This window comes from Streptomyces pratensis, assembly GCF_016804005.1.
GTDB lineage: Bacteria > Actinomycetota > Actinomycetes > Streptomycetales > Streptomycetaceae > Streptomyces > Streptomyces pratensis_A.
On the sequence record NZ_CP051486.1, the window covers coordinates 6,873,642 to 6,894,634 of the forward strand.

16 protein-coding genes are annotated in these 20,993 nt (G+C 71.9%); 9 read left to right on the forward strand and 7 right to left on the reverse strand.

Annotated elements, in window-relative coordinates; genetic code table 11:
- Positions 1–235: 235 nt before the first annotated feature.
- A complete protein-coding gene (locus tag HED23_RS28730; protein ID WP_203186263.1) occupies positions 236–745 on the reverse strand; it encodes a DUF1203 domain-containing protein in 510 nt (169 codons plus the stop codon).
- 113 nt (positions 746–858) lie between these two features.
- Here HED23_RS28730 and pepN point away from each other — a divergent pair, with 113 nt between their 5' ends.
- Entirely contained in the window at positions 859–3,435 is a 2,577-nt protein-coding gene (gene pepN / locus HED23_RS28735; protein ID WP_203186264.1) for an aminopeptidase N, read from the forward strand.
- Positions 3,436–3,807: 372 nt separating this feature from the next.
- On the opposite strand, the gene alc is transcribed toward pepN, so the two are convergent.
- The 5 genes from alc to HED23_RS28760 form a co-directional block, all read right to left on the reverse strand.
- Positions 3,808–4,953: an allantoicase gene (gene alc, locus HED23_RS28740; RefSeq protein ID WP_203186265.1), complete on the reverse strand. Its 1,146-nt coding sequence runs from the start codon at positions 4,951–4,953 to the stop codon at positions 3,808–3,810.
- Between the two features lie 87 nt (positions 4,954–5,040).
- Positions 5,041–5,955 (reverse strand): LysR family transcriptional regulator, encoded by a 915-nt coding sequence (locus tag HED23_RS28745; protein WP_203186266.1) that lies wholly within the window; start codon positions 5,953–5,955, stop codon positions 5,041–5,043.
- 143 nt (positions 5,956–6,098) lie between these two features.
- On the reverse strand, positions 6,099–6,311 hold the full coding sequence (locus HED23_RS28750; RefSeq protein ID WP_203187673.1) for a hypothetical protein: 213 nt from the start codon (positions 6,309–6,311) through the stop codon (positions 6,099–6,101).
- Between the two features lie 38 nt (positions 6,312–6,349).
- Entirely contained in the window at positions 6,350–8,497 is a 2,148-nt protein-coding gene (gene malQ / locus HED23_RS28755; RefSeq protein WP_203186267.1) for a 4-alpha-glucanotransferase, read from the reverse strand.
- A complete protein-coding gene (locus tag HED23_RS28760) occupies positions 8,498–8,830 on the reverse strand; it encodes a hypothetical protein (RefSeq protein WP_203186268.1) in 333 nt (110 codons plus the stop codon). It lies immediately after the preceding gene.
- 306 nt (positions 8,831–9,136) lie between these two features.
- Between HED23_RS28760 and HED23_RS28765 the strand changes: the two genes are divergently transcribed.
- Complete coding sequence (locus HED23_RS28765) at positions 9,137–12,145, forward strand: beta-N-acetylglucosaminidase domain-containing protein (RefSeq protein ID WP_203186269.1); 3,009 nt, start codon at positions 9,137–9,139, stop codon at positions 12,143–12,145.
- 29 nt (positions 12,146–12,174) lie between these two features.
- On the opposite strand, the gene HED23_RS28770 is transcribed toward HED23_RS28765, so the two are convergent.
- Complete coding sequence (locus HED23_RS28770) at positions 12,175–12,711, reverse strand: HNH endonuclease (protein ID WP_104785722.1); 537 nt, start codon at positions 12,709–12,711, stop codon at positions 12,175–12,177.
- Between the two features lie 316 nt (positions 12,712–13,027).
- Here HED23_RS28770 and HED23_RS28775 point away from each other — a divergent pair, with 316 nt between their 5' ends.
- The 7 genes from HED23_RS28775 (at position 13,028) to HED23_RS28805 (ending at position 20,987) form a co-directional block, all read left to right on the forward strand.
- The gene (locus tag HED23_RS28775) at positions 13,028–14,092 is read left to right on the forward strand and encodes a mechanosensitive ion channel family protein (RefSeq protein ID WP_203186270.1); all 1,065 of its coding nucleotides are present in this window, start codon (positions 13,028–13,030) and stop codon (positions 14,090–14,092) included.
- 135 nt (positions 14,093–14,227) lie between these two features.
- Positions 14,228–15,388 (forward strand): ROK family transcriptional regulator, encoded by a 1,161-nt coding sequence (locus HED23_RS28780; protein WP_203186271.1) that lies wholly within the window; start codon positions 14,228–14,230, stop codon positions 15,386–15,388.
- 114 nt (positions 15,389–15,502) lie between these two features.
- Positions 15,503–16,843, forward strand: a complete 1,341-nt coding sequence (locus HED23_RS28785) for an ABC transporter substrate-binding protein (protein ID WP_203186272.1) — start codon at positions 15,503–15,505, stop codon at positions 16,841–16,843.
- Positions 16,844–16,860: 17 nt separating this feature from the next.
- Entirely contained in the window at positions 16,861–17,853 is a 993-nt protein-coding gene (locus HED23_RS28790) for a carbohydrate ABC transporter permease (protein WP_203187674.1), read from the forward strand.
- A 1-nt stretch (position 17,854) separates the two neighbouring features.
- The gene (locus tag HED23_RS28795) at positions 17,855–18,757 is read left to right on the forward strand and encodes a carbohydrate ABC transporter permease (RefSeq protein ID WP_203186273.1); all 903 of its coding nucleotides are present in this window, start codon (positions 17,855–17,857) and stop codon (positions 18,755–18,757) included.
- A gap of 5 nt (positions 18,758–18,762) precedes the next feature.
- Complete coding sequence (locus HED23_RS28800; protein WP_203186274.1) at positions 18,763–20,028, forward strand: 6-phospho-beta-glucosidase; 1,266 nt, start codon at positions 18,763–18,765, stop codon at positions 20,026–20,028.
- Positions 20,019–20,987, forward strand: coding sequence for an N-acetylglucosamine kinase (locus tag HED23_RS28805; RefSeq protein WP_203186275.1), 969 nt, complete (start codon positions 20,019–20,021; stop codon positions 20,985–20,987). The genes HED23_RS28800 and HED23_RS28805 overlap by 10 nt, the downstream gene beginning before the upstream one ends.
- The last annotated feature ends 6 nt before the right edge of the window (positions 20,988–20,993 follow it).

Consider the following 20,993-nt stretch of genomic DNA (forward strand, 5'->3'; position numbering starts at 1 on the left):
CGCGCACCACGAAAGGGCGGCCCCGATGCCCGGGAGCCGCCCTTTCGCACGTCTCGGAGGGCGAGGTGCCGCCGCAGGGCGACGGCGATGTCGGCCGTGCGCCGGCGGGGGACGGCGCCGACACGCCGGAGGAACCGCTCATGGGTCATGGCACGCACCTGCTCGCACACGAGCTCACACCGGTCTTCACGCCATTCCTCCTACCGAAAGCAGGAAGGTTCCGCCCACCCGGGTGCTACCGCTCCCGACGCGCTCGTACCTCGAAGTGGAAGCACCCGTACTCCACGGCCCGTACGTGCACCAGCGCCACCTCCGGGTCCGCGAACGCCTCCGCGAGGGCCGCGTCGAAGCCGCTCTCCTCGTCGGCAGGTATCTCCAGCAGCCGGCCTCCGACGATCCTGCCGTCGGCGTCGTAGCGCCGGACCGCGCGCAGTGCGCCCGCCCTGGAGAACGGATAGCCGGGCCGGTCCCCCGCCGGCCCCTCGCACTCCCCGGCGTGGAGGAAGACCGGCCCCTGCTCGTCGTACGCCCCGGGGCGCGCCCCGGTCTCGGCCGCCCAGCGGCGCAGCGGCGCGTAGGAGACCAGGGCGATCCGCTCCCCGGGCTCGGCGCCGCGCAGGCAGCAGCGCAGGGGCTCGCCGCCCTCCGTCGCCGTGTACGGGACGCAGGGCCGCCCCGCGTCGTCGGTCGTGCGGAGCTCTTTCAGCGCGTCCGGCCCGATGGGCCGTGCCTCGTATGCGGTCATGCTCCCAGGGTGGTCCGTGCGCCTGGGCCGGTCCGGCGGAAAACGGACATCGCGTTGCGCGCTCCGCACGTGGAAGGATGGCCAAAACACCGCACATCAAAGGAGATGACCGCGTGCCTGGCACGAATCTGACCCGCGAAGAGGCACAGGAGCGGGCGCGCCTGCTGACCGTGGACGCGTACGAGGTCGACCTCGACCTCTCCGGCGCGCAGGAGGGTGGCACCTACAGGTCCGTCACCACCGTGCGCTTCGACTCGGCCGAAGCCGGTGCGGAGACCTTCATCGATCTGGTCGCCCCGGCGGTGCACGACATCGTGCTGAACGGCAAGGACCTGGACATCGCAGCCGTCTTCCGGGACTCCCGGATCACGCTGAGGCACCTCCGGGCCGGCGCCAACGAGCTGAAGGTCGTCGCCGACTGCTCGTACACGAACACCGGTGAGGGGCTGCACCGGTTCGTCGACCCGGTCGACGAACAGGCATACCTGTACACCCAGTTCGAGGTGCCGGACGCCCGCCGGGTGTTCGCGAGCTTCGAGCAGCCCGACCTGAAGGCGACCTTCCGGTTCACCGTGAAGGCCCCGTCCGGCTGGACCGTGATCTCCAACTCGCCGACGCCCGAACCGAAGGACGACGTCTGGTCCTTCGAGCCGACGCCGCGCATCTCCACCTACATCACGGCCCTGATCGCCGGCCCGTACCACTCGGTGCACAGCAGCTACGAGAAGGACGGCCAGTCCGTCCCGCTCGGGATCTACTGCCGCCCGTCGCTCGCCGAGTACCTCGACGCGGACGACATCTTCGCGGTGACCCGGCAGGGCTTCGAGTGGTTCCAGGAGAAGTTCGACTACGCCTACCCCTTCGCCAAGTACGACCAGCTCTTCGTCCCGGAGTTCAACGCCGGCGCGATGGAGAACGCGGGCGCGGTCACCATCCGCGACCAGTACGTGTTCCGTTCGAAGGTCACGGACGCGGCGTACGAGACGCGCGCCGAGACCATCCTCCACGAGCTCGCCCACATGTGGTTCGGCGACCTGGTGACCATGGAGTGGTGGAACGACCTCTGGCTGAACGAGTCGTTCGCCACGTACACCTCGATCGCCTGCCAGGCGGACGCCGAGGGTTCGAGGTGGCCGCACTCCTGGACGACCTTCGCCAACTCCATGAAGACGTGGGCGTACCGCCAGGACCAGCTGCCGTCCACGCACCCGATCATGGCGGACATCCGGGACCTCGACGACGTCCTGGTGAACTTCGACGGGATCACGTACGCGAAGGGCGCCTCGGTCCTGAAGCAGCTCGTGGCCTACGTCGGCAAGGACGCCTTCTTCAAGGGCGTCCAGGCGTACTTCAAGGCGCACGCCTATGGGAACACCCGCCTGTCGGACCTGCTGGGCGCGCTGGAGGAGACCTCCGGCCGTGACCTGAAGACCTGGTCCAAGGCGTGGCTGGAGACGGCCGGCATCAACATCCTGCGCCCGGAGATCGAGACGGACGAGAACGGTCACGTCACGTCGTTCACCGTCCTCCAGGAGGCGCCCGCGCTCCCCGCCGGGGCAAAGGGCGAGCCCACGCTTCGCCCGCACCGGATCGCCATCGGCTGCTACGACCTCGACGCGGCGGGGAAGCTGGTCCGCACGGACCGGATCGAGCTGGACGTCGACGGCGAGCGCACCACCGTGCCGTTCCCGTCCGGCACGGCGCGCCCGGCCGTCGTCCTGCTCAACGACGACGACCTCTCGTACGCGAAGGTCCGCCTCGACGAGGAGTCGCTGCGGGTCGTCACCGCGCACCTGGGTGACTTCTCCGAGTCCCTGCCGCGCGCCCTGAGCTGGGCCTCGGCCTGGGACATGACGCGCGACGGCGAGCTGGCGACGCGCGACTACCTGGCGCTCGTCCTCTCCGGGATCGGCAAGGAGTCGGACATCGGCGTCGTGCAGTCCCTGCACCGTCAGGTGAAGCTGGCCCTGGACCTCTACGCCGCCCCGGAGTGGCGCGAGGCGGGTCTGAACCAGTGGACCGAGGCGACTCTGGCGCACCTGCGCGCGGCGGAGCCGGCCGGCGACCACCAGCTGGCCTGGGCCCGTGCCTTCGCCGCGACGGCCCGCAGTCCGCTGCACCTCGACGTGCTGCAGTCGCTGCTGGACGGCACGCAGGTGATCGAGGGCCTGGCCGTCGACACGGAGCTGCGCTGGGCGTTCGTACAGCGCCTGGCCGCGACGGGCCTCCTGGACGAGGAGGAGATCGCCGCCGAGTACGAGCGCGACAGGACGGCCGCGGGTGAGCGCCACGCGGCGTCCGCGCGCGCGGCCCAGCCCACCGAGGAGGCGAAGGCCGAGGCATGGGCGTCGGTCGTCGAGTCCGACAAGCTGCCGAACTCCCTCCAGGAGTCGGTCATCGGCGGCTTCGTGCAGACCGACCAGCGTGAGCTGCTGGCTCCCTACACGGAGAAGTTCTTCACGGCCGTGAAGGACGTCTGGGACTCGCGCAGCCACGAGATGGCCCAGCAGATCGCGGTCGGCCTGTACCCGGCCCTCCAGGTCTCGCAGGAGACCCTGGACGCCACGGACGCCTGGCTGGAGTCTGCACAGCCGACCGCCGCGCTGCGCCGGCTGATGTCGGAGTCCAGGGCGGGCGTGGAGCGTGCGCTGAAGGCGCAGGCTGCGGACGCGGCGGCGGCCACCGCGTAACGGCTTCGCGTAACGGCTTCGGCCGCACGGTGAGGGGGCGTCTCCGTCAGGAGGCGCCCCCTTCGCCGTACGGGGCGAAGGGGGCGTCTCCGTCAGGAGGCGCCCCCTTCGCCGTACGGGGCGGCCCCGCGCGTACCGCGACGCGATGCGCCGTCCGGCCCCACCGACGGCTGAGGCTTCCCCGCGGCACCGGCCGCAGGACACCCCCTTGAGACCGCCCGGCGGGCAGGCGCGTGTCGCGCAGCCGTCCGCCGGGCGGGAGCCGGAGTTGCCGGAGCCGGAGTTACGGATCCGGTGTCGCGGGAGCCGGGGTTGCCGGATCCGGCGTCGCGGGAGCCGGCGTCGCGGGAGCCGGCGTCGCGGGAGCCGGGACTACGCGCCCGACTCCTCGTGGCGGCGCGCCAGTTCGGCCGCGCCCGCCTCCGTCAGGGATCCGTGCAGGCGCATCCGGGCCACGCCCCCGTCGGGGAAGGTGTCCAGGCGTACGTGGGTGACCACTGCCTCGGCGTCCAGGACGAAACGGTGCAGGGTGTCGGGCTGGAGCCGGGTGCGGGGGATGATCTCGGACCACTCGCCGGAGTCGCCGTCACGGCCGTGGAGGCTGATCCAGCCGGCCGCGTTGCCCTTGAGGTACGCGGTGTCGATCTCGACAGCGCGCACCGCGCCCTGGGCGGGCAGCCGGAAGCGCACCCAGTCGTTCGTGTCGCGGACCCGGCGGCGCCGGTTCTCCCAGCCGTCGTCCATCTTGCGGGAGGTGCCGGGCAGGATGATCTGGGCCGGCGAGGAGTAGAAGCGGTCCGAGGCGTCCTCGTACATGCCGCCGTTCAGGATCGAGATCAGGTCGATCGTGCCCAGGGCCGCGAGCCAGGCCGGGTCGGGGACGACCTCGCCGTGCACGCGGAGGCGGGCGATGCCGCCGTCGGGGTGCTGGCAGATCCGCAGATGGGTGTAGCGGCGGCCGCCCGTGATCTCGAAGCCGTTGGCGGCGTGTCCGCGTACGGGCGTCGGCGGGACGAGCTCCTCCCACTTCACGTCGTCGGCGAGGAGTTCCTCCGGCCCCGGGGCGCCTTCCAGGGACGTCGCCTGGACGGAGACGCGCTGCGGGTAGTTGCCGCGGAAGTGGGCGGTGTCGACGATGACGCCCCGGATGATCCCGGGGGTGCCCAGCCGGACGATCGCCCAGTCGTGGTCCTCGGGCGCGGGGAACGGGTGGGCCGCGTCCGCGCCCCGGCGGCGGCGGGTCTCCCAGCCGTCCATGATCTTGCCCTTGTGACCGAAGCGCTCGGGGTCGAAGACGGCGGGTTCGCGGATCAGGAGGTTCTCGCGCTCGGCGAAGAACTCGTCGTTGGCCGCGATCACGCCCGCGCCGAGCCGGCGGTCGGCGAGGTCGACGAGCTCGGTGAACGGGAAGTCGCCCGCGCGGTAGTCGGCGTAGGGGTCGCCGCCGCCGTAGGGGGCCGCGTCATTGGCGTGCGGGTCGGTGGACCGGGGCTCCGTCTGCTTCGTTTCGGTGGGCATGCGTCCACTGTGCCGCCGTCGCACCGATCAGGTCCATCGAAAGTTTTCGTACAGTCCATTCAGTTCCGCTTAAGAGATTCGGTGTCCTCAGCGGATGCGGGCCGCCACCTCCTGCAGTGCCGTCAGCACCCGCGCGAGCGCCGGACCGCGTTCCGCGCCCTGCCGCACCGCCGCCACCACGTGGCGGTACGGCCGGTCCGCCTCCAGGGCCCTCATCACCACGCCGTCGCGAGGCCGGTCGGAGGCGGAGACCATCCGGGGGATCAGGGCCACACCCATGCCCGCCCTCACCATGGCGAGGATCGCCGTCCAGCCGGCGGCGCTGTGGGCCTGCTCGGGAACGAAGCCTGCGGCCTCGCAGGCGGCGGTGGTGATCTCCGACCACGGGCCGGACCCGCCGAAGATCCAGGGCTCCAGGGAGAGGTCCGAGAGCCGCAGGGCCGGTGCCCCGGCGTGGCGGTGGCCGACGGGCAGCGCCACGTCCAGCGGGTCGGCCAGGAGGGGCAGCAGGGTGAAGCGGGGGTCCCGGGCCGTCGGGGCGTGCGCGGCGAGGGAGAGCGCGAGGTCCACCTCACCTGCCGACAGCAGCTCGTAGGCCTCTGCCGCTTCCGCCTCCCGTACGCGGACCTGCGGACCGGGCCTGTCCGCGGTCTCCAGGAGCCGCACCGCCGGTACGACGAGGGCGGGCACGGCGGTCGAGAAGGCGCCGACCCGGACCTGCCCCGCCTCGCCCCGCAGATAGCCGGTCAGCTCGGCGTCGGCCCGCTCGAGCTGGGCGAACACGACCTCCGCGTGGCGCAGCACGAGATGCGCGGCGTCGGTGAGCCGGACGCGTCGGCCCTGCGCCTCCAGGAGCGGCACCCCCAGCTGCCCGGCAAGGTTGCTGAGCTGCTGCGAGACGGCCGACGGGGTCATGCGCAGGGCTTCGGCGGTGGCGGTGACCGTGCCGCGGTCGCGCAGGGTGCGTAGGATGCGGAGCTTCTTGACGTCCCACTCGGTCATGGCCGAAACCTACCGGGAGCCCGGACATGCCGGTGCGCCGCGCGGTACTCCGTACCGGCGGCGCACTCGGGCGAACCAGGACACCTCGACCGGATCAGGCCGGTTCAGGGATGCCCCTGCGAGCCGACGAGATCCGAAGGGGCCTAGGCCTGCTTCTTGGACTTGTCGAGGACCATGACGAGTGCCGCGATCGCCAGGAACAGCACGATCGGTGCCACGACATAGAGACCGAGGGTCTCCATCACGTTCAGGCCCGGGCCCGGGTCGTCACCGTCGTCGCGGGTGAGCGCGAGCGCCGGGGACGACATGAGCAGCATCATCAGCGTCGTACCGGCCGCGACGGCGCCGGCGCGCATAGCGTTCTTCTTGTCCACGGTGCCAACGTAGCGAACGCCTACGACGGCCGCGCGCCCGGGGGTGCCGTACGGGCCCCGGAGCCCTCCGCGAGGACGGCCATCAGCCTGTGCAGCCGGGGCGACGCGGTGATCTCCTCCAGGGTGACCGGATGACCTTCCGCATCGGCGATCGGGAGGCGCCAGTTGGGGTACTGGTCCCAGGTCCCGGGGATGTTCTGCGGACGGCGGTCGCCCACGGTGTCCGGGAGCCAGACCCCGGCCATCCTGGCCGGGGTGCGCAGCAGGAAGCGGTGGACGGCCCGGACGGCCGCCTCCTCGTCGCCGTCGCCCTCGGGAAGCAGCCGGAGGCGGGCCAGGTAGGCCAGCCAGTCGGCGGTGTCGGCGGCGTCGTCGGCCGACTCCTGCTCCAGGTCCCGGGTGAGCAGCCCCAGCCGGTGGCGGAGCGCCACGTGCTCGCCCGTCAGCCGGGCCGCCGTCGACGGCAGGTCATGGGTGGTCGCCGTGGCCACGCTGTCCCGGCGCCAGTCCTCGGGGGCGAGCGGGCGCCCGGTGCCGCCCCAGTCGCGCTCGAACCAGAGCACGGAGGTGCCGAGCACCCCGCGCCGGGCGAGCGCCTCGCGCACTCCGGGCTCGACGGTGCCGAGGTCCTCCCCTATGACGACGGCACCGGCCCGGTGCGCTTCCAGGACGAGTACGGCGAGCATCGCCTCGGCGTCCTGGGCGACGTACGCGCCCTCGGTGGGCGAACTCCCCTCGGGCACCCACCAGAGCCGGAAGAGCCCCATCACGTGGTCGATGCGAAGCGCCCCGGCGTGGGCGAGGAGGCCGCGCAGGAGATTGCGGTAGGGCGCGTAACCGGACGCCGCGAGGGCGTCGGGACGCCAGGGGGGCAGCCCCCAGTCCTGGCCGTGGGCGTTGAAGGCGTCGGGGGGCGCGCCGACGGACATGCCCTGCGCGAAGGCGTCCTGCTGGGCCCAGGTGTCGGCGCCGTCCGGGTGGACCCCGACGGCGAGGTCGTGGACGATCCCGACCGGCATCCCGGACTCCCTGGCGGCCCTCTGAGCGGTGGCGAGCTGGGTGTCCGTGAGCCAGGCGAGCCGGCAGTGGAAGTCGACCCGGTCCATCAGGTCGGTGCGGGCACGGACGCTCTGCGGGGAGCGGGGGTCACGCAGCCCGTCGGGCCAGGCGCGCCAGCAGGGGCCGTGCACCTCGGCCAGGGCACACCACAGGGCGTGGTCCTCCAGGGCCTGCCCCTGCTCCGCGAGGAAGTCGCAGTAGGCGGCGCGGCGGCCGGGGGTCAGGGGGACCTCGTGGACGATCTCCAGGGCCTGCTTCTTGAGCCCCCAGACGGCGTCCCTGTCGATCAGCGCACCCTTGTTCAGCACCGCCTCGCGCAGTGCCGCGGCTTGCTGCCGCAGGTCGTCCAGGGCCGCCCTGCCGGGCTCGGCGACGTGGCCGCACTCCGGGATCGACTCGATGTGCAGGTGGACGGGGTCGGGGAAGCGGCGCGAGGACGGGCGGTACGGGGAAGGGTCGGTCGGCGCGCCGGGTACGGCGGCGTGCAGCGGGTTGACCTGGACGAAACCGCTGCCCAGGGTCCGTCCCGCCCAGGCGGCGAGGTCGGCCAGGTCCGCTAGGTCGCCCATGCCCCAGGAGCGGGCGGACAGCATCGAGTAGAGCTGGACGAGGAATCCGTGCGTGCGACCGGGCGGCTGGGGTACGCGGTCCGGAGCGACGACGAGCGTGGCGGCGGCGCGGCGGTGGTCAGGGGTACGGACCGTCAGCCGGTGCACGCCCAGAGGTGGTTCGGTCCACCAGGAGGGCGTCACCGGCGCGTCCCCCGCCGGGGCCGGGGCGGGCAGCACGCGCATACGCAGGGGCTGATGCGCGCCGGTGGTTCCCGGTTCGGGGTCGACCGTGAGCAGCGCGCCCGGCGGCAGCCCCACGAGCGCGGCCGGCAGCGGCTCCCCCGACCAGGTGACCACCGTCGGTGGGAGCAGTCGGGAGGCCGCTGCCGATTCCGCCGCGGCAAGTGAACTCCGTACGTCCTCGGGCGTAGCGGCGTCGACGCCCAGCGCGGCGAGCACGGCCGTGACCGTGTCGTCGGGGACGGACACTGTGACGTCCGCGGACGGGGAGAAGGAGGTGGCGACGCCGTGCAGTGCGGCGAGCCGGGACAAGCCCATTCAGACTCCTGGGGACTCCATGCCCCCTGCGGTGCCGGGTGCTGTCGGCTCGCTGGTCAGAGGGGCGACGGCGGCGAGCGGAGGCTCGCTCGTGAGAGGTGTGGCGTCTGCGAGCGGAGGCTCGCTGGTGAGCGGGGGCTCGCTGAGGAGCGGAGCGCTGTCGGCGAACACGGGTTCGCCGACGAGGTGGGAGACATCGGCGAGCGGAAGCTCGCTGATCATCGGAGGGGAGGTGAAGGTCGGGGACGTCTTGGCTGCCGGCGGATCGGAGTCCATGGGGTTCGGTACCTGTTTGGAGAGGGCGGAGAGCAGAAGCTGCGCGGAAGCGGGCATGTTGGCCTCCTGGCCGTGGACAACAGGACACAGCAGGCCTACCCAGAGGACACCGGAGCAGACGTGGACGTGACATAGGCGTTATGACAACGAGCCCAACGTGCCGTGGGTCACACTCCGTTCCCCCGGGCGTCGGGTATGGGCTGTTTTCAGCCACTCGGCGACCCTTCCCCGAGCGCCCACGCGCCACGCCGCGCAACACATCGGGCATATCCGTCAAAGCGGCCACGCGCATTGACACCCCCGCGCCCGGGTGGTGGGCTCGGACGTCACTGCCGGGGCGAGGTCTGACAGAGGGAGTACGGCGTGCAGCTCGGGCGCAGGAGGCATGTGACGGCCGTCGCCGTCGCTGTGATCGGCGGGCTGCTGAGCTCCTTCGCGCCGGCCGCCGTCGCGGCCCCCGTCGCGCCGGACGGCCCTGCCGCGACCACACCGGACCGCGCCGGAGACGCGCAGCTGCCGTCCGTCTGGCCCCGGCCGCAGTCCGTCAAGGCGTCCGGACAGGCCGTCACCCTGGGGACCGAGGTCACCCTCCTCGCGGACGCGGGAGCCGATCCGTACGCCGTGGAGTCGCTCAGGACCCTCCTGCGTGACGCGGGTGTGCGCACGGTGCACGAGGCCCTGCCCGGCAAGGGCCCGGTGGTCCGGCTCGGGGGCACGGAAGCGGGCAGGGCGCTGCGGGCCCTGCGCGCACCCGAGCGCGCCGACCTGCCGTCCGGGGGCTACCGGCTCGCCGTGGGCAGGGCCGGGGGCCGGCCCACGGTCGCCCTGGACGGCGTCGGTGAGGACGGCCTGTTCCACGGGGTGCAGACCCTGCGCCAGCTGGTCGAGGGCGGCACCGTCGCCGGAGCCGTGGTCCGCGACTGGCCGGGTACCGCCGTACGCGGGATGGCCGAGGGCTTCTACGGGCAGCCCTGGACCACCGAGGAGCGGCTCGCCCAGCTCGGCTTCATGGGACGCACGAAGCAGAACCGCTACCTCTACGCGGCCGGCGACGACCCCTACCGGCAGGCCCGGTGGCGCGAGCCCTACCCGGCCGGCGAGCGCGCCGACTTCCGCGCGCTGGCGGAGAGGGCACGGGCCGAGCACGTGACGCTCGGCTGGGCCGTCTCGCCCGGTCAGGCGATGTGCATGGCCTCCGAGGCCGACGTGCGGGCACTGACCCGCAAGATCGACGCGATGTGGGCACTGGGGGTGCGGGTCTTCCAGCTGCAGTTCCAGAACGTCAGCTACAGCGAATGGCACTGCGAACAGGACGCGGAGACGTACGGCAGCGGCCCCGAGGCGGCGGCCAGGGCGCAGGCCCGGGTGGCGAGCGCGGTCGCCCGGCACCTCGCGGACCGGCACCCGGAGGCGGAGCCGCTCTCGGTGATGCCGACCGAGTTCTACCAGGACGGCACCACCGAGTACCGAACGGCGCTCGCCGCGGCGCTGGACCACCGGGTGCAGGTGGCCTGGACCGGCGTCGGGGTCGTACCGAGGACGATCACCGGGCGGGAGCTGGCAGACGCCCGGACGGCCTTCCGGCGCCCCCTGGTCACCATGGACAACTACCCGGTCAACGACTACGCGCAGGACCGCATCTTCCTGGGCCCGTACACCGGCCGGGACCCCGCGGTGGCCAGTGGGTCGGCGGCGCTGCTCGCCAACGCCATGGAGCAGCCCTCGGCGTCCCGCATCCCCCTGTTCACCGCCGCCGACTTCGCGTGGAACCCGAGGGGATACCGGCCGCAGGAGTCCTGGCAGGCGGCCATGGACGATCTGGCGGACGGCGACAGCACCGCCCGGGCGGCCCTGGAGGCCCTGGCCGGCAACAGCGCCACCTCGCTGCTGGGCGGGAACGAGTCCGCTTACCTCCGGCCGCTGCTGACCGCCTTCTGGACGTCACGTTCGGCCGCGCGCACATCCGGCACGGCGGCCGGCGACAAGGCGGCACGTGAGCTGCGCGCCGCCTTCGGGGTCATGCGGCAGGCCCCCGAGCGGCTCAAGGCCACCGCGGGCGGCCTGCTCCAGGGCGAGGTGCGGCCGTGGACCGGACAGCTGGCCCGGTACGGCGAGGCGGGCGAGCTCGCCGTCGATCTGCTGTCGGCGCAGGCGCGCGGCGACGGGGCGGCGGCCTGGAAGGCCCAGCTGGCGCTGGAGTCACTGCGCGAGAAGATCGGGTCGAGCACGGCCACGGTCGGCGACGGCGTCCTGGATCCTTTCCTGGACCGGGTCGCCGAGGAGGCGGTCGCCTGGAACGGCGCCGACCGCGACGCGGGAACCACGAGCCGGGACGCGCACAGCTACACCCTCCGGCTCGACCGCGCCCGTCCGCTGGAAGCAGTCACCGCGCTGACCCGGCCGGGCGACGTGCCGGCGGACTCGGTCCTCGAGGCCCACGTCCCGGGCGAGGGATGGCGCGCCCTCGGCCCCCTGTCGGAGGCGGGCTGGACCCACACGACGGTGAAGGGCCTGCGGGCGGACGCGCTGCGCGTCACCACGCCGTCCGCCCGCCCGGTCCTCGTCGACCCCCTCGCCCCCGGGGTCGCGGGCACTCCCCCGGCCCCGGACTCCCCCGACGTGCGGGCGCTCGTCCCGTGGTTCGGCGACGAGCCGGCGGCCCGGCTCGCCCTCGTCCGCGACCGGACGGACGCCGTGATCGGCGGCGGTACGCAGCGGGTCGAGGCACGGCTGGCCGGCGGACGGCCCGGCGAGGTGAAGGGGACGCTCACGGCGAAGGCGCCCAAGGGCATCAAGGTGAAGCTGCCGGAGCAGGCGACGGTGACACGCGGCTCGCACACCGACGTCCCCGTGGACATCACGGTGCCGGACGGCACCCCGGCCGGTGAGTACGAGGTTCCGCTGCGCTTCGGGGGCGAGGAGAGCACGCTGACCGTCCGGGCCTTCCCGCGCACGGCGGGACCCGATCTGCTGCGTACGGCCGAGGCATCCTCGTCCGGCGACGAGACCCCGGACTTCCCCGCGGCGGCGGCCTCCGACGGCGACCCGGAGACCCGCTGGTCGTCGCCCGTCGAGGACGGCGCCTGGTGGCAGGCCGAGCTGCCGGGGCCCGTGCGCCTGGGCCAGGTCGTGCTGCGGTGGCAGGACGCCTACGCCTCCCGCTACCGCGTGCAGGTCTCCTCGGACGGCCGTACCTGGCGTACGGCGGCCACGGTGCGGGACGGCGGAGGCGGGCGCGAGTCGGTCCGGATGGACGCGAAGGACACCCGCTTCATCAGAATCCAGGGCGACGGCCGGGCCACCGAGTACGGGTACTCGCTCTTCTCGGTCGAGGCCTACGCCGTCGCCGGGGAGGACCAGGGCGCCCCCTGAGGGCCCGAGGACGCCGAAGGCCCGGTTCCTCAGGCGGAAACGCCGTCGATCCGGGCCATCACGTCGTCCGCGCCGAACGGCTGCAAGTACGGCAGCCAGCGCGGGTCCCGGTGTCCTGTCCCGATGATCCGCCAGGCGAGACCGCTGGGCGGCGCAGGCTGGTGGCGCAGCCTCCACCCCAGCTCGGGGAGGTGGCGGTCCGCCTTGACGTGGTTGCAGCGGCGGCAGGCGGCCACCACGTTGTCCCAGGCGTGCTGCCCGCCGCGGCTGCGCGGGATGACGTGGTCGACGCTGGTCGCGGCGGCCCCGCAGTACATGCAGCGACCGCCGTCCCTCGCGAAGAGGGCCCGGCGGGTGAGTGGAACGGGCCCCCGGTAGGGGACCCGTACGAACCGCTTGAGGCGTACGACGCTGGGCGCCGGCACGGCACGGGTGGCACTGTGCATGAAGGCGCCGGACTCCTCGAGGCAGATGGCCTTGTTCTCGAGGACGAGGACGAGTGCGCGGCGGAGAGGTACGACGCCGAGCGGCTCGTACGAAGCGTTGAGAACCAGGACGTGCGGCACGTGGATGCCTCCTTGTACGCCGGCGACGCGTGGCTCGCGCCGGGACGATCCGATCTCAGTCTCTCCTCATGCCTGGTCCGAGCGCCACCACGTGCGGGTAACGGGCCGAAAGGATTTTCCTCACCGGCCGGGCGCCCGTAGCCCCGGACGCACCGGATCAGGTGCTCCGGCAGGGCGGCCGGCTCCGGTGTGGGATCGGCCACATCCGGTGGGTCCCCGGGTGAGACGTGTCTCTCCCTCGTCGGCGGCAACGATCCACACCCCCTGCTTCGTTACTGTGGTTGGTCTGCTGTCGCCCCACCTGGAGGTCCCCGTCGTGTCCCTGTCCGCCCTCCTGGCCGCGGCCCCGTCACCGGGCGCCGCCGGCTCGCTGGACGAAGCCGCCGAGCGGGCGGGGAACGCCGCAGGCTGGGTCGAGGAGAACTGGTCCACCTGGCTGAACACCGGTCTGCGCATCATCCTCATCGCCACCATCGCGATCGTGCTGCGCTACCTGATCCGGCGTGCCCTGACCAACCTCATCGACCGGATGAACCGCAGCGCCCAGGCGGTGGAGGGCACGGCCCTCGGCGGCCTGCTGGTCAACGCGGAACGCCGCCGCCAGCGCTCCGAAGCCATCGGTTCCGTACTCCGCTCCGTCACGTCGTTCCTGATCCTCGGCACCGCCGCCCTGATGATCCTCGGCGCCTTCCAGATCAACCTGGCCCCCCTGCTGGCCTCCGCGGGGGTCGCCGGTGTGGCACTCGGCTTCGGCGCGCGCAACCTGGTCACCGACTTCCTGTCCGGCGTCTTCATGATCCTCGAGGACCAGTACGGCGTCGGCGACACGGTCGACGCGGGTGTGGCCTCCGGCGAGGTCATCGAGGTGGGCCTGCGGGTCACCAAGCTGCGCGGCGACAACGGCGAGATCTGGTACGTCCGCAACGGCGAGGTGAAGCGGATCGGCAACCTCAGCCAGGGCTGGTCCACGGCCGGGGTCGACGTCACGGTCCGCCCGACGGAGGACCTGGACATGGTCCGCAAGGCGATCGCCGAGGCGGGCGAGACCATGACCAAGGAAGAGCCGTGGTCGGAGCGTCTGTGGGGACCGGTGGAGATCCTCGGCCTCGACGCGGTGCTGCTCGACTCCATGACCGTACGGGTCACGGCGAAGACCATGCCGGGCAAGTCCCTGGGCGTCGAGCGCGAGCTGCGCTGGCGCATCAAGCAGACCCTGGACGCGGCCGGCATACGGATGATCGGCCCCCTTCCCCTCCAGGCCGAAGGGGAGCCCACCGCGGACCCCACGGCGGCCATGGCGGCCCCGTCGGCGTACGCCTCGGCGACGTCACCGCAGTCGCTTGCGGCGACCCCGATACCGCCGCCGAATCTGTCGAAGTAGGCCGGCCGCACACAGCGCCCCCGCAGGTAACGCTTTTGGTTGCCTCGGGGGCGCTTCCCATTGACGGCTCCGCGACACCGCCATACGTTCCTCACCGATAGGAAAGTTTCCTAACAGAAGGCGGGTGCGTCGCTCATGGCCGGAACCACACCGGGTACCCCCCGCGTACTGCGCGCCATGAACGACAGGGCGGCGCTCGATCTCCTGGTCACCCAGGGGCCTCTCACCCGCACACGCATAGGTGAGCTGACCGGGCTCTCCAAGCCCACCGCCTCACAGCTGCTGGCGCGCCTGGAGGACGCGGGCCTGGTGCGCTCGACGGGCAGCCAGAGCGGACGGCCCGGGCCCAATGCCGTGCTCTACGAGGTCGATCCGACAGCGGCCCATGTCGCGGCGCTCTCCGTCGGGCCCACGGGCATCGACGCCGTGGTCGCGGACATCACCGGCGCCGTGGTCGGCTCCTGCCGCGTGGAGGCCGAGGCCGTCGCGGAGGAGGTACGCCACCGGACCGCGCAGCTCGTCGCCGAGGCCGTGGACGGCGCCCTGCGTCCGACAGGGCTCGGCCACGAGGACCTCGCAGCCGTGGTGGTGGGTACTCCGGGTGCGATAGACCCCCACACCGGACAGCTTCGCTACGCACCCCATCTGCCCGGCTGGCACTCCCGCACGCTGCTCGCCGATCTCGCCGAGGTGGTCGGCAGGCCGGTCGTCATCGAGAACGACGTGAACCTCGCCGCCGTCGCCGAGCAGTACGAGGGTGCCGCACAGGACCACGACCACTTCGTGCTCGCATGGCTCGACGAGGGCGTCGGAGCCGCGATCGTGCTGGGCGGCACCCTCCTGCGCGGCGCCACCGGGGGCGCGGGGGAGATCGGCTACATGCCCCTGCCCGGCGCCCCGCTCGCCCGCGGCGGCGCGGCCGCCTGGGCGGGTCCCGACGCCGGCGGCGGCTTCCAGAGCCAGGTCTCCGGCCCCGCCGTGCGCGACCTGGCCGGAGGCAGACCGCTGGCCGAAGCCCTCGCGGACGAGACCGTGTGCGCCGAGGTCGCCCGCAGACTGGCCGTCGGCCTCGCCTCCGTGGTCGCCGTGATCGATCCCGAACTGGTCGTCCTCTCCGGCCTCGTGGCCGAGGCCGGCGGGGAGGAACTCCGTAAGCGGGTCGAGGCCGAGATGACCGGTCTGGCACTGCCGAGGCCGTTGCTCCGCATCAGCGACATCGACGGCGATCCGATCCTGACCGGTGCGTTGCGGACCGCCCTCGCCCAGGCACGCGACAGCATCTTCGACACGGCCTGACCACACGTCGCCCCCGCCGCGCCGCCCGTCCGTGGTGGCGCGTACGGCACCCCCATGCCCGGCGGCCTCCCCCTGCTTCCCCTCTCCCCCCTCCCCCTGCGAAGGAAGTCCGCGATGGCGCTGTGGCGCATTCGTACCCGCGTGCCCCTGGCGCTCGGCGCAGCCGCGTTGCTGCTGTCCGGGTGTGCCAATCCGAGCACCGGCAGCAATACCGACGACCCCACGAAACCCGTCACGCTGAAGTTCTGGCACGGCTGGTCGGCGCCCGGCGAGGTCAAGGCGATCAAGGAGAACATCGCCCGCTTCGAGAAGCTGCACCCGAACATCGACGTCGTCTCCACCGGCAATGTGAGTGACGAGACGATCAACCAGGCACTGCGCGCCGGCGGAGGAGACGCGCCCGACGTCGTCACCTCCTTCACCACCAACAACGTCGGGCAGTACTGCTCGTCGGGCATGTGGGTGGATCTCGACCCCTTCATGAGGAAGAGCGGGATCGACAAGGCGAAGGTCTTCCCCGAGACCCTGCTGGACTACACGCGGTACGAGGGCGTCCAGTGCGCGACGCCCCTGCTCGCCGACGCCTTCGGCATGTACTACAACAAGGACGCCTTCGAGGCGGCCGGCATCACCCGGCCCCCGCGCACCATGTCCGAGATGAAGGCCGCCGCGGTCGAGCTGACGCAGAAGAACGAGGACGGCTCGCTGAAGCGCGCCGGCTTCATGCCGAACTTCCAGCTCTACCAGAACTCCCCCGACCGGATGTTCGCGCAGTGGGGACCGGAGTACTTCGACGACGAGGGCAAGGCGAAGCTGGCCGACGAGCCGAAGACCGAGGACTTCTTCACCACCATGCGCGACCTCACCGACGCGCAGGGCGGCTACGCCGCCATGGAGAGGCTCCGTGCCCGCTTCGGTGACGAGATGTCGTCCCAGAACGCCTTCCTCACCGGGAAGCTGGCCATGCACCTGGACGGTGAGTGGCGCGGGCTGATGCTGGAGGAGGCCGGGGCCGACTTCGACTGGGCGGTCGCCCCTCTGCCGGTCCCCGACGACCAGGCCGACACCTACGGACGCGGTTATCTCACCGGCACCGTGGCCGGCATCGCGCACAGCAGCCGGCACCAGAACGCGGCGTGGGAGCTGGTGAAGTACCTGACGATCGACACCGAGCCGGTCGTCCACTTCGCCAACGCGATCCACAACGTGCCGTCCACGTTCGAGGCGCTGAAGTCCCCCGATCTGGACGCGGACCAGGCATTCCGCGCCTTCATCGATATCGCGCAGAACCCGCACAGCCAGGCGGTCCCGCCCTCGAACAACGGCGGTCAGTACATCACCTCGTTCGGCGACTTCTCGCACTCCGTCGAGGCGGGCAGGACGAAGGACCTGCACGGCGCCCTGAAGGAACTCGACGAACAGATCGACGCCGACAACGTCCAGTCGGAGAACTGAGGAGCCGAGTCATGGCAATGTCCCTCTCCACCTCGGCGAAGTCCGCCGGGCGGGGGGCCGAACCGGCTCCCCGCAACTCCCCCCTGCGCCGCAAGCGGAACCGTGAACGGCTGCGCACGCTCGGATTCCTCTCGCCCTGGCTGGTCGGCTTCTCGGTCTTCTTCGGTTACCCGCTGATCGCGACCGTCTACTTCTCCTTCATGCACTACAACCAGATCAAGGAGCCCACCTTCGTCGGGCTGCGGAACTGGCGGTACGTGCTGGAGCAGATGCCGCTCTTCGGCCCCGCTCTGTGGAACACGCTGTGGCTGGTCGTCGTGATGGTGGCGCTGCGCGTGGTGTTCGGCCTCGGCATCGGCCTGCTGATCACGAAGATCAAGACGGGTGTCGGACTGTTCCGCACGGCGTTCTACATCCCGTACCTGGCCCCGCCCGTCGCGGCCACCGTCGCCTTCGTCTTCCTCCTCAACCCGTCCACCGGACCGGTCAACGAGATGCTGTCGTGGGTCGGCCTGGACGGCCCGGGCTGGTTCAACGACCCGAACTGGTCGAAGCCGTCGCTGGTGATGCTCTCGCTGTGGGGCATCGGCGACCTGATGGTCATCTTCATGGCCTCGCTCCTCGACGTGCCGAAGGAGCAGTACGAGGCCGCCGAGCTGGACGGCGCGGGCGCCTGGACGAAGTTCCGCTTCGTCACCTGGCCCGCCATCACGCCGATCGTGCTGTTCGCCGTGGTCACCGGCGTCGTGCAGACGATGCAGTACTACACGCAGGCCCTCGTCGCGGGGAAGCTCGCCTCGGGCGTCTCGATCGGGCCCGGCACGGTGATCCAGCCCGGCTATCCGGACCACTCCACCCTGACGGTGCCGCAGCTCGTCTACTCGATGGGCTTCCAGAACTTCAACACCGGTGCGGCGTGCGTCCTCTCGCTCGTGCTCTTCGCCATCGCCATGGCCGTCACCCTTCTGCTGATGCGCAAGAGCGTCGGCCTCATCCCGGCGGAGGACTGAGATGACCACCACCACCCTGACCAGGCCGGACACCGCCGCGCCCAGCCGTCCGAGCGGCACCGACGCGGCCAGGCACCGTCGCAAGCGCGTCCTCAACTGGATCGCGGTCCACTCCGTGGCAGTGGCGCTCGCCCTGTTCTTCGTCCTGCCGTTCGTCTTCGTCCTGCTCACCTCGGTGATGAGCGACGACCAGGCGATGAGCGGCGACCTGTGGCCTGACTCCTGGAACTGGTCGAACTACTCGGCCGTGTTCAACACCCCCGGTTTCCTCGACTGGTGGCGCAACTCGCTGATGTACGCGCTGCTGGGCACCGTGTTCACGGTGTGCTCGTCGGTGCCGGTCGCCTACGCCCTGGCCAAGTTCCGCTTCCGTGGCCGTCGCACCGCGATGATCCTCGTCATCTCCACGATGATGCTGCCGCCGCAGGTCATCATCATCCCGATGTACCTGGTGTGGGCGCAGCAGTTCCACCTCTCGGGCTCGCTGTGGCCCCTGATCATCCCCATGGCGTTCGGCGACGCCTACTCGATCTTCCTGCTGCGGCAGTTCCTGCTCACGATTCCGCAGGAGTACATCGAGTCGGCGAAGGTCGACGGATGCGGTGAGTTCCGCACCCTCCTCAAGATCGTCGTGCCGATGGCCAAGCCGGGCATCGCGGCCGTGGCGCTGTTCCAGTTCTTCTACTGCTGGAACGACTACTTCGGACCGCAGATCTACGCCGCTCAGAACCCGGGCGCCTGGACGCTCAGTTACGGCCTGGAATCCTTCAAGAGCGCCCACGCGGTCAACTGGAACCTGACCATGGCCGCGACGCTGCTCGTCATGGCGCCGGTCATCATCGTGTTCTTCTTCGCACAGAAGGCCTTCGTAGAAGGCGTCACCCTCACCGGAGTAAAGGGCTGAGATCCATGAAGCTCGCAGTAGTTGGTGGCGGGTCCACCTACACCCCCGAACTGATCGACGGTTTCGCGCGACTGCGGGACACCCTGCCGGTGGAGGAGCTCGTGCTCGTCGACCCGGCTGCCGACCGGCTGGAACTGGTCGGCGGCCTGGCACGGCGGATCTTCGCCAAGCAGGGACACCCGGGGAAGATCGTCACCACCCCCGACCTGGACGCCGGGGTCGCCGGCGCCGACGCGGTGCTGCTCCAGCTCCGCGTGGGCGGGCAGGCCGCCCGCAACCAGGACGAGACCTGGCCGCTCGAATGCGGCTGCATCGGCCAGGAGACGACCGGCGCGGGCGGTCTGGCCAAGGCGCTGCGCACGGTTCCGGTCGTGCTCGACATCGCCGAGCGGGTGCGCCGCACCAATCCCGACGCCTGGATCATCGACTTCACCAACCCGGTCGGGATCGTCACCCGGGCGCTGCTCCAGGCCGGCCACAAGGCGGTCGGTCTGTGCAACGTGGCGATCGGCTTCCAGCGCAAGTTCGCCGCGCTGCTCGACGTGACGCCCGGCGAGGTGCACCTCGACCACGTGGGTCTCAACCACCTCACGTGGGAGCTCGGGGTGCGCCTGGGCGGGCCGGACGGCGAGGACGTCCTGCCGAAGCTGCTCGCGGAGCACGGTGACGCGATCGCCGGTGACCTGCGCATGCCCCGGCAGATCGTCGACCGTCTGGGCGTCGTCCCCTCGTACTACCTGCGGTACTTCTACGCGCACGACGAGGTCGTGAGGGAGCTCGGCACGAAGCCGTCCCGCGCCGCCGAGGTCGCGGCGATGGAGAAGGAACTTCTGGAGATGTACGGCGACCCCGCGCTGGACGAGAAGCCCGCTCTGCTGGGCAAGCGGGGCGGGGCCTTCTACTCGGAGGCGGCCGTGGACCTGGCGTCCTCGCTTCTGGGCGGGGGCGGCCCGGCGGTGCAGGTGGTCAACACGTACAACAGGGGGACGCTGCCGTTCCTGCCGGACGACGCGGTGATCGAGGTCCAGGCGCGGGTCGACGGGACGGGCGCGGCCCCACTCGCCGTGCCCTCGCTGGACCCGATGTACGCCGGGCTGATCGGGCACGTCACCGCCTACGAGGACCTGGCCCTGGACGCCGCGCTGCGCGGCGGCCGCGACCGGGTGTTCAAGGCGCTGCTGGCCCACCCGCTCATCGGCCAGTTCGAGTACGCCGAGGCGCTCACGGACAAGCTGATCGCGCACAACCGGGAGCACCTGGCGTGGGCCTGACCGCACATGTGCTCGCGATCGACGCGGGCAACAGCAAGACCGACGTGGCCGTGATCGGTGCCGACGGCACGGTCCTCGGCGCCGCGCGCGGTGGCGGCTTCCAGCCGCCGGCCGTCGGGGTCGAGGCGGCCATGGACGGGCTGGCGGAGGCGGTCCTGCCCGCACTCGCGATGGCCGGGGCGGACGGCGTGGAACATGTGTCGGCCTGTCTCGCCAACGCGGATCTCCCGGTGGAGGAGGCGGAGTTGGCGGTGGCGTTGGCCGCCCGCTCCTGGGGCCGCACCGTGGAGGTGCGCAACGACACCTTCGCGATACTGCGCGCGGGCGTCGACGAGCCCCGGGGCGTGGCAGTGGTGTGCGGCGCGGGGATCAACTGCGTCGGCATGCGGCCGGACGGCGCCACCGCCCGCTTCCCCGCCATCGGCCGGATGTCCGGTGACTGGGGCGGCGGTTCGGGGCTCGCGGAGGAGGCGATGTGGTTCGCGGCGCGGGCCGAGGACGGCCGCGGTGAGCCGACCGAGCTGGCGCGGACCCTGCCGGGGCACTTCGGGCTCGACTCGATGTACGCGCTGATCGAGGCGCTGCACCGGGGGCACGTCCCGTACGCGCGCCGGCACGAGCTGACGCCCGTGCTGTTCGCCACCGGGGCGGCCGGTGACCGCGTCGCCCGTGATCTGGTGGACCGGCTGGGAGACGAGGTCGTGGCCATGGCCTCCGTCTCGCTGACCCGGCTCGGCCTGCTGGACGAGGAGGTACCGGTGGTGCTGGGCGGCAGCGTGCTGGCGGCCCGCCACCCTGCCCTGGACGACCGGATCGCCCAACTCCTCGCCGTGCGCGCTCCGAAGGCGGTGGTCCGGGTCGTCTCGGCTCCCCCGGTACTGGGAGCCGCTCTGCTGGGCCTGGACCACACGGGGGCCGCCCCCGAGGTGCACGACAGGCTGCGGGCGCAGTACGCCTGAGGAGCC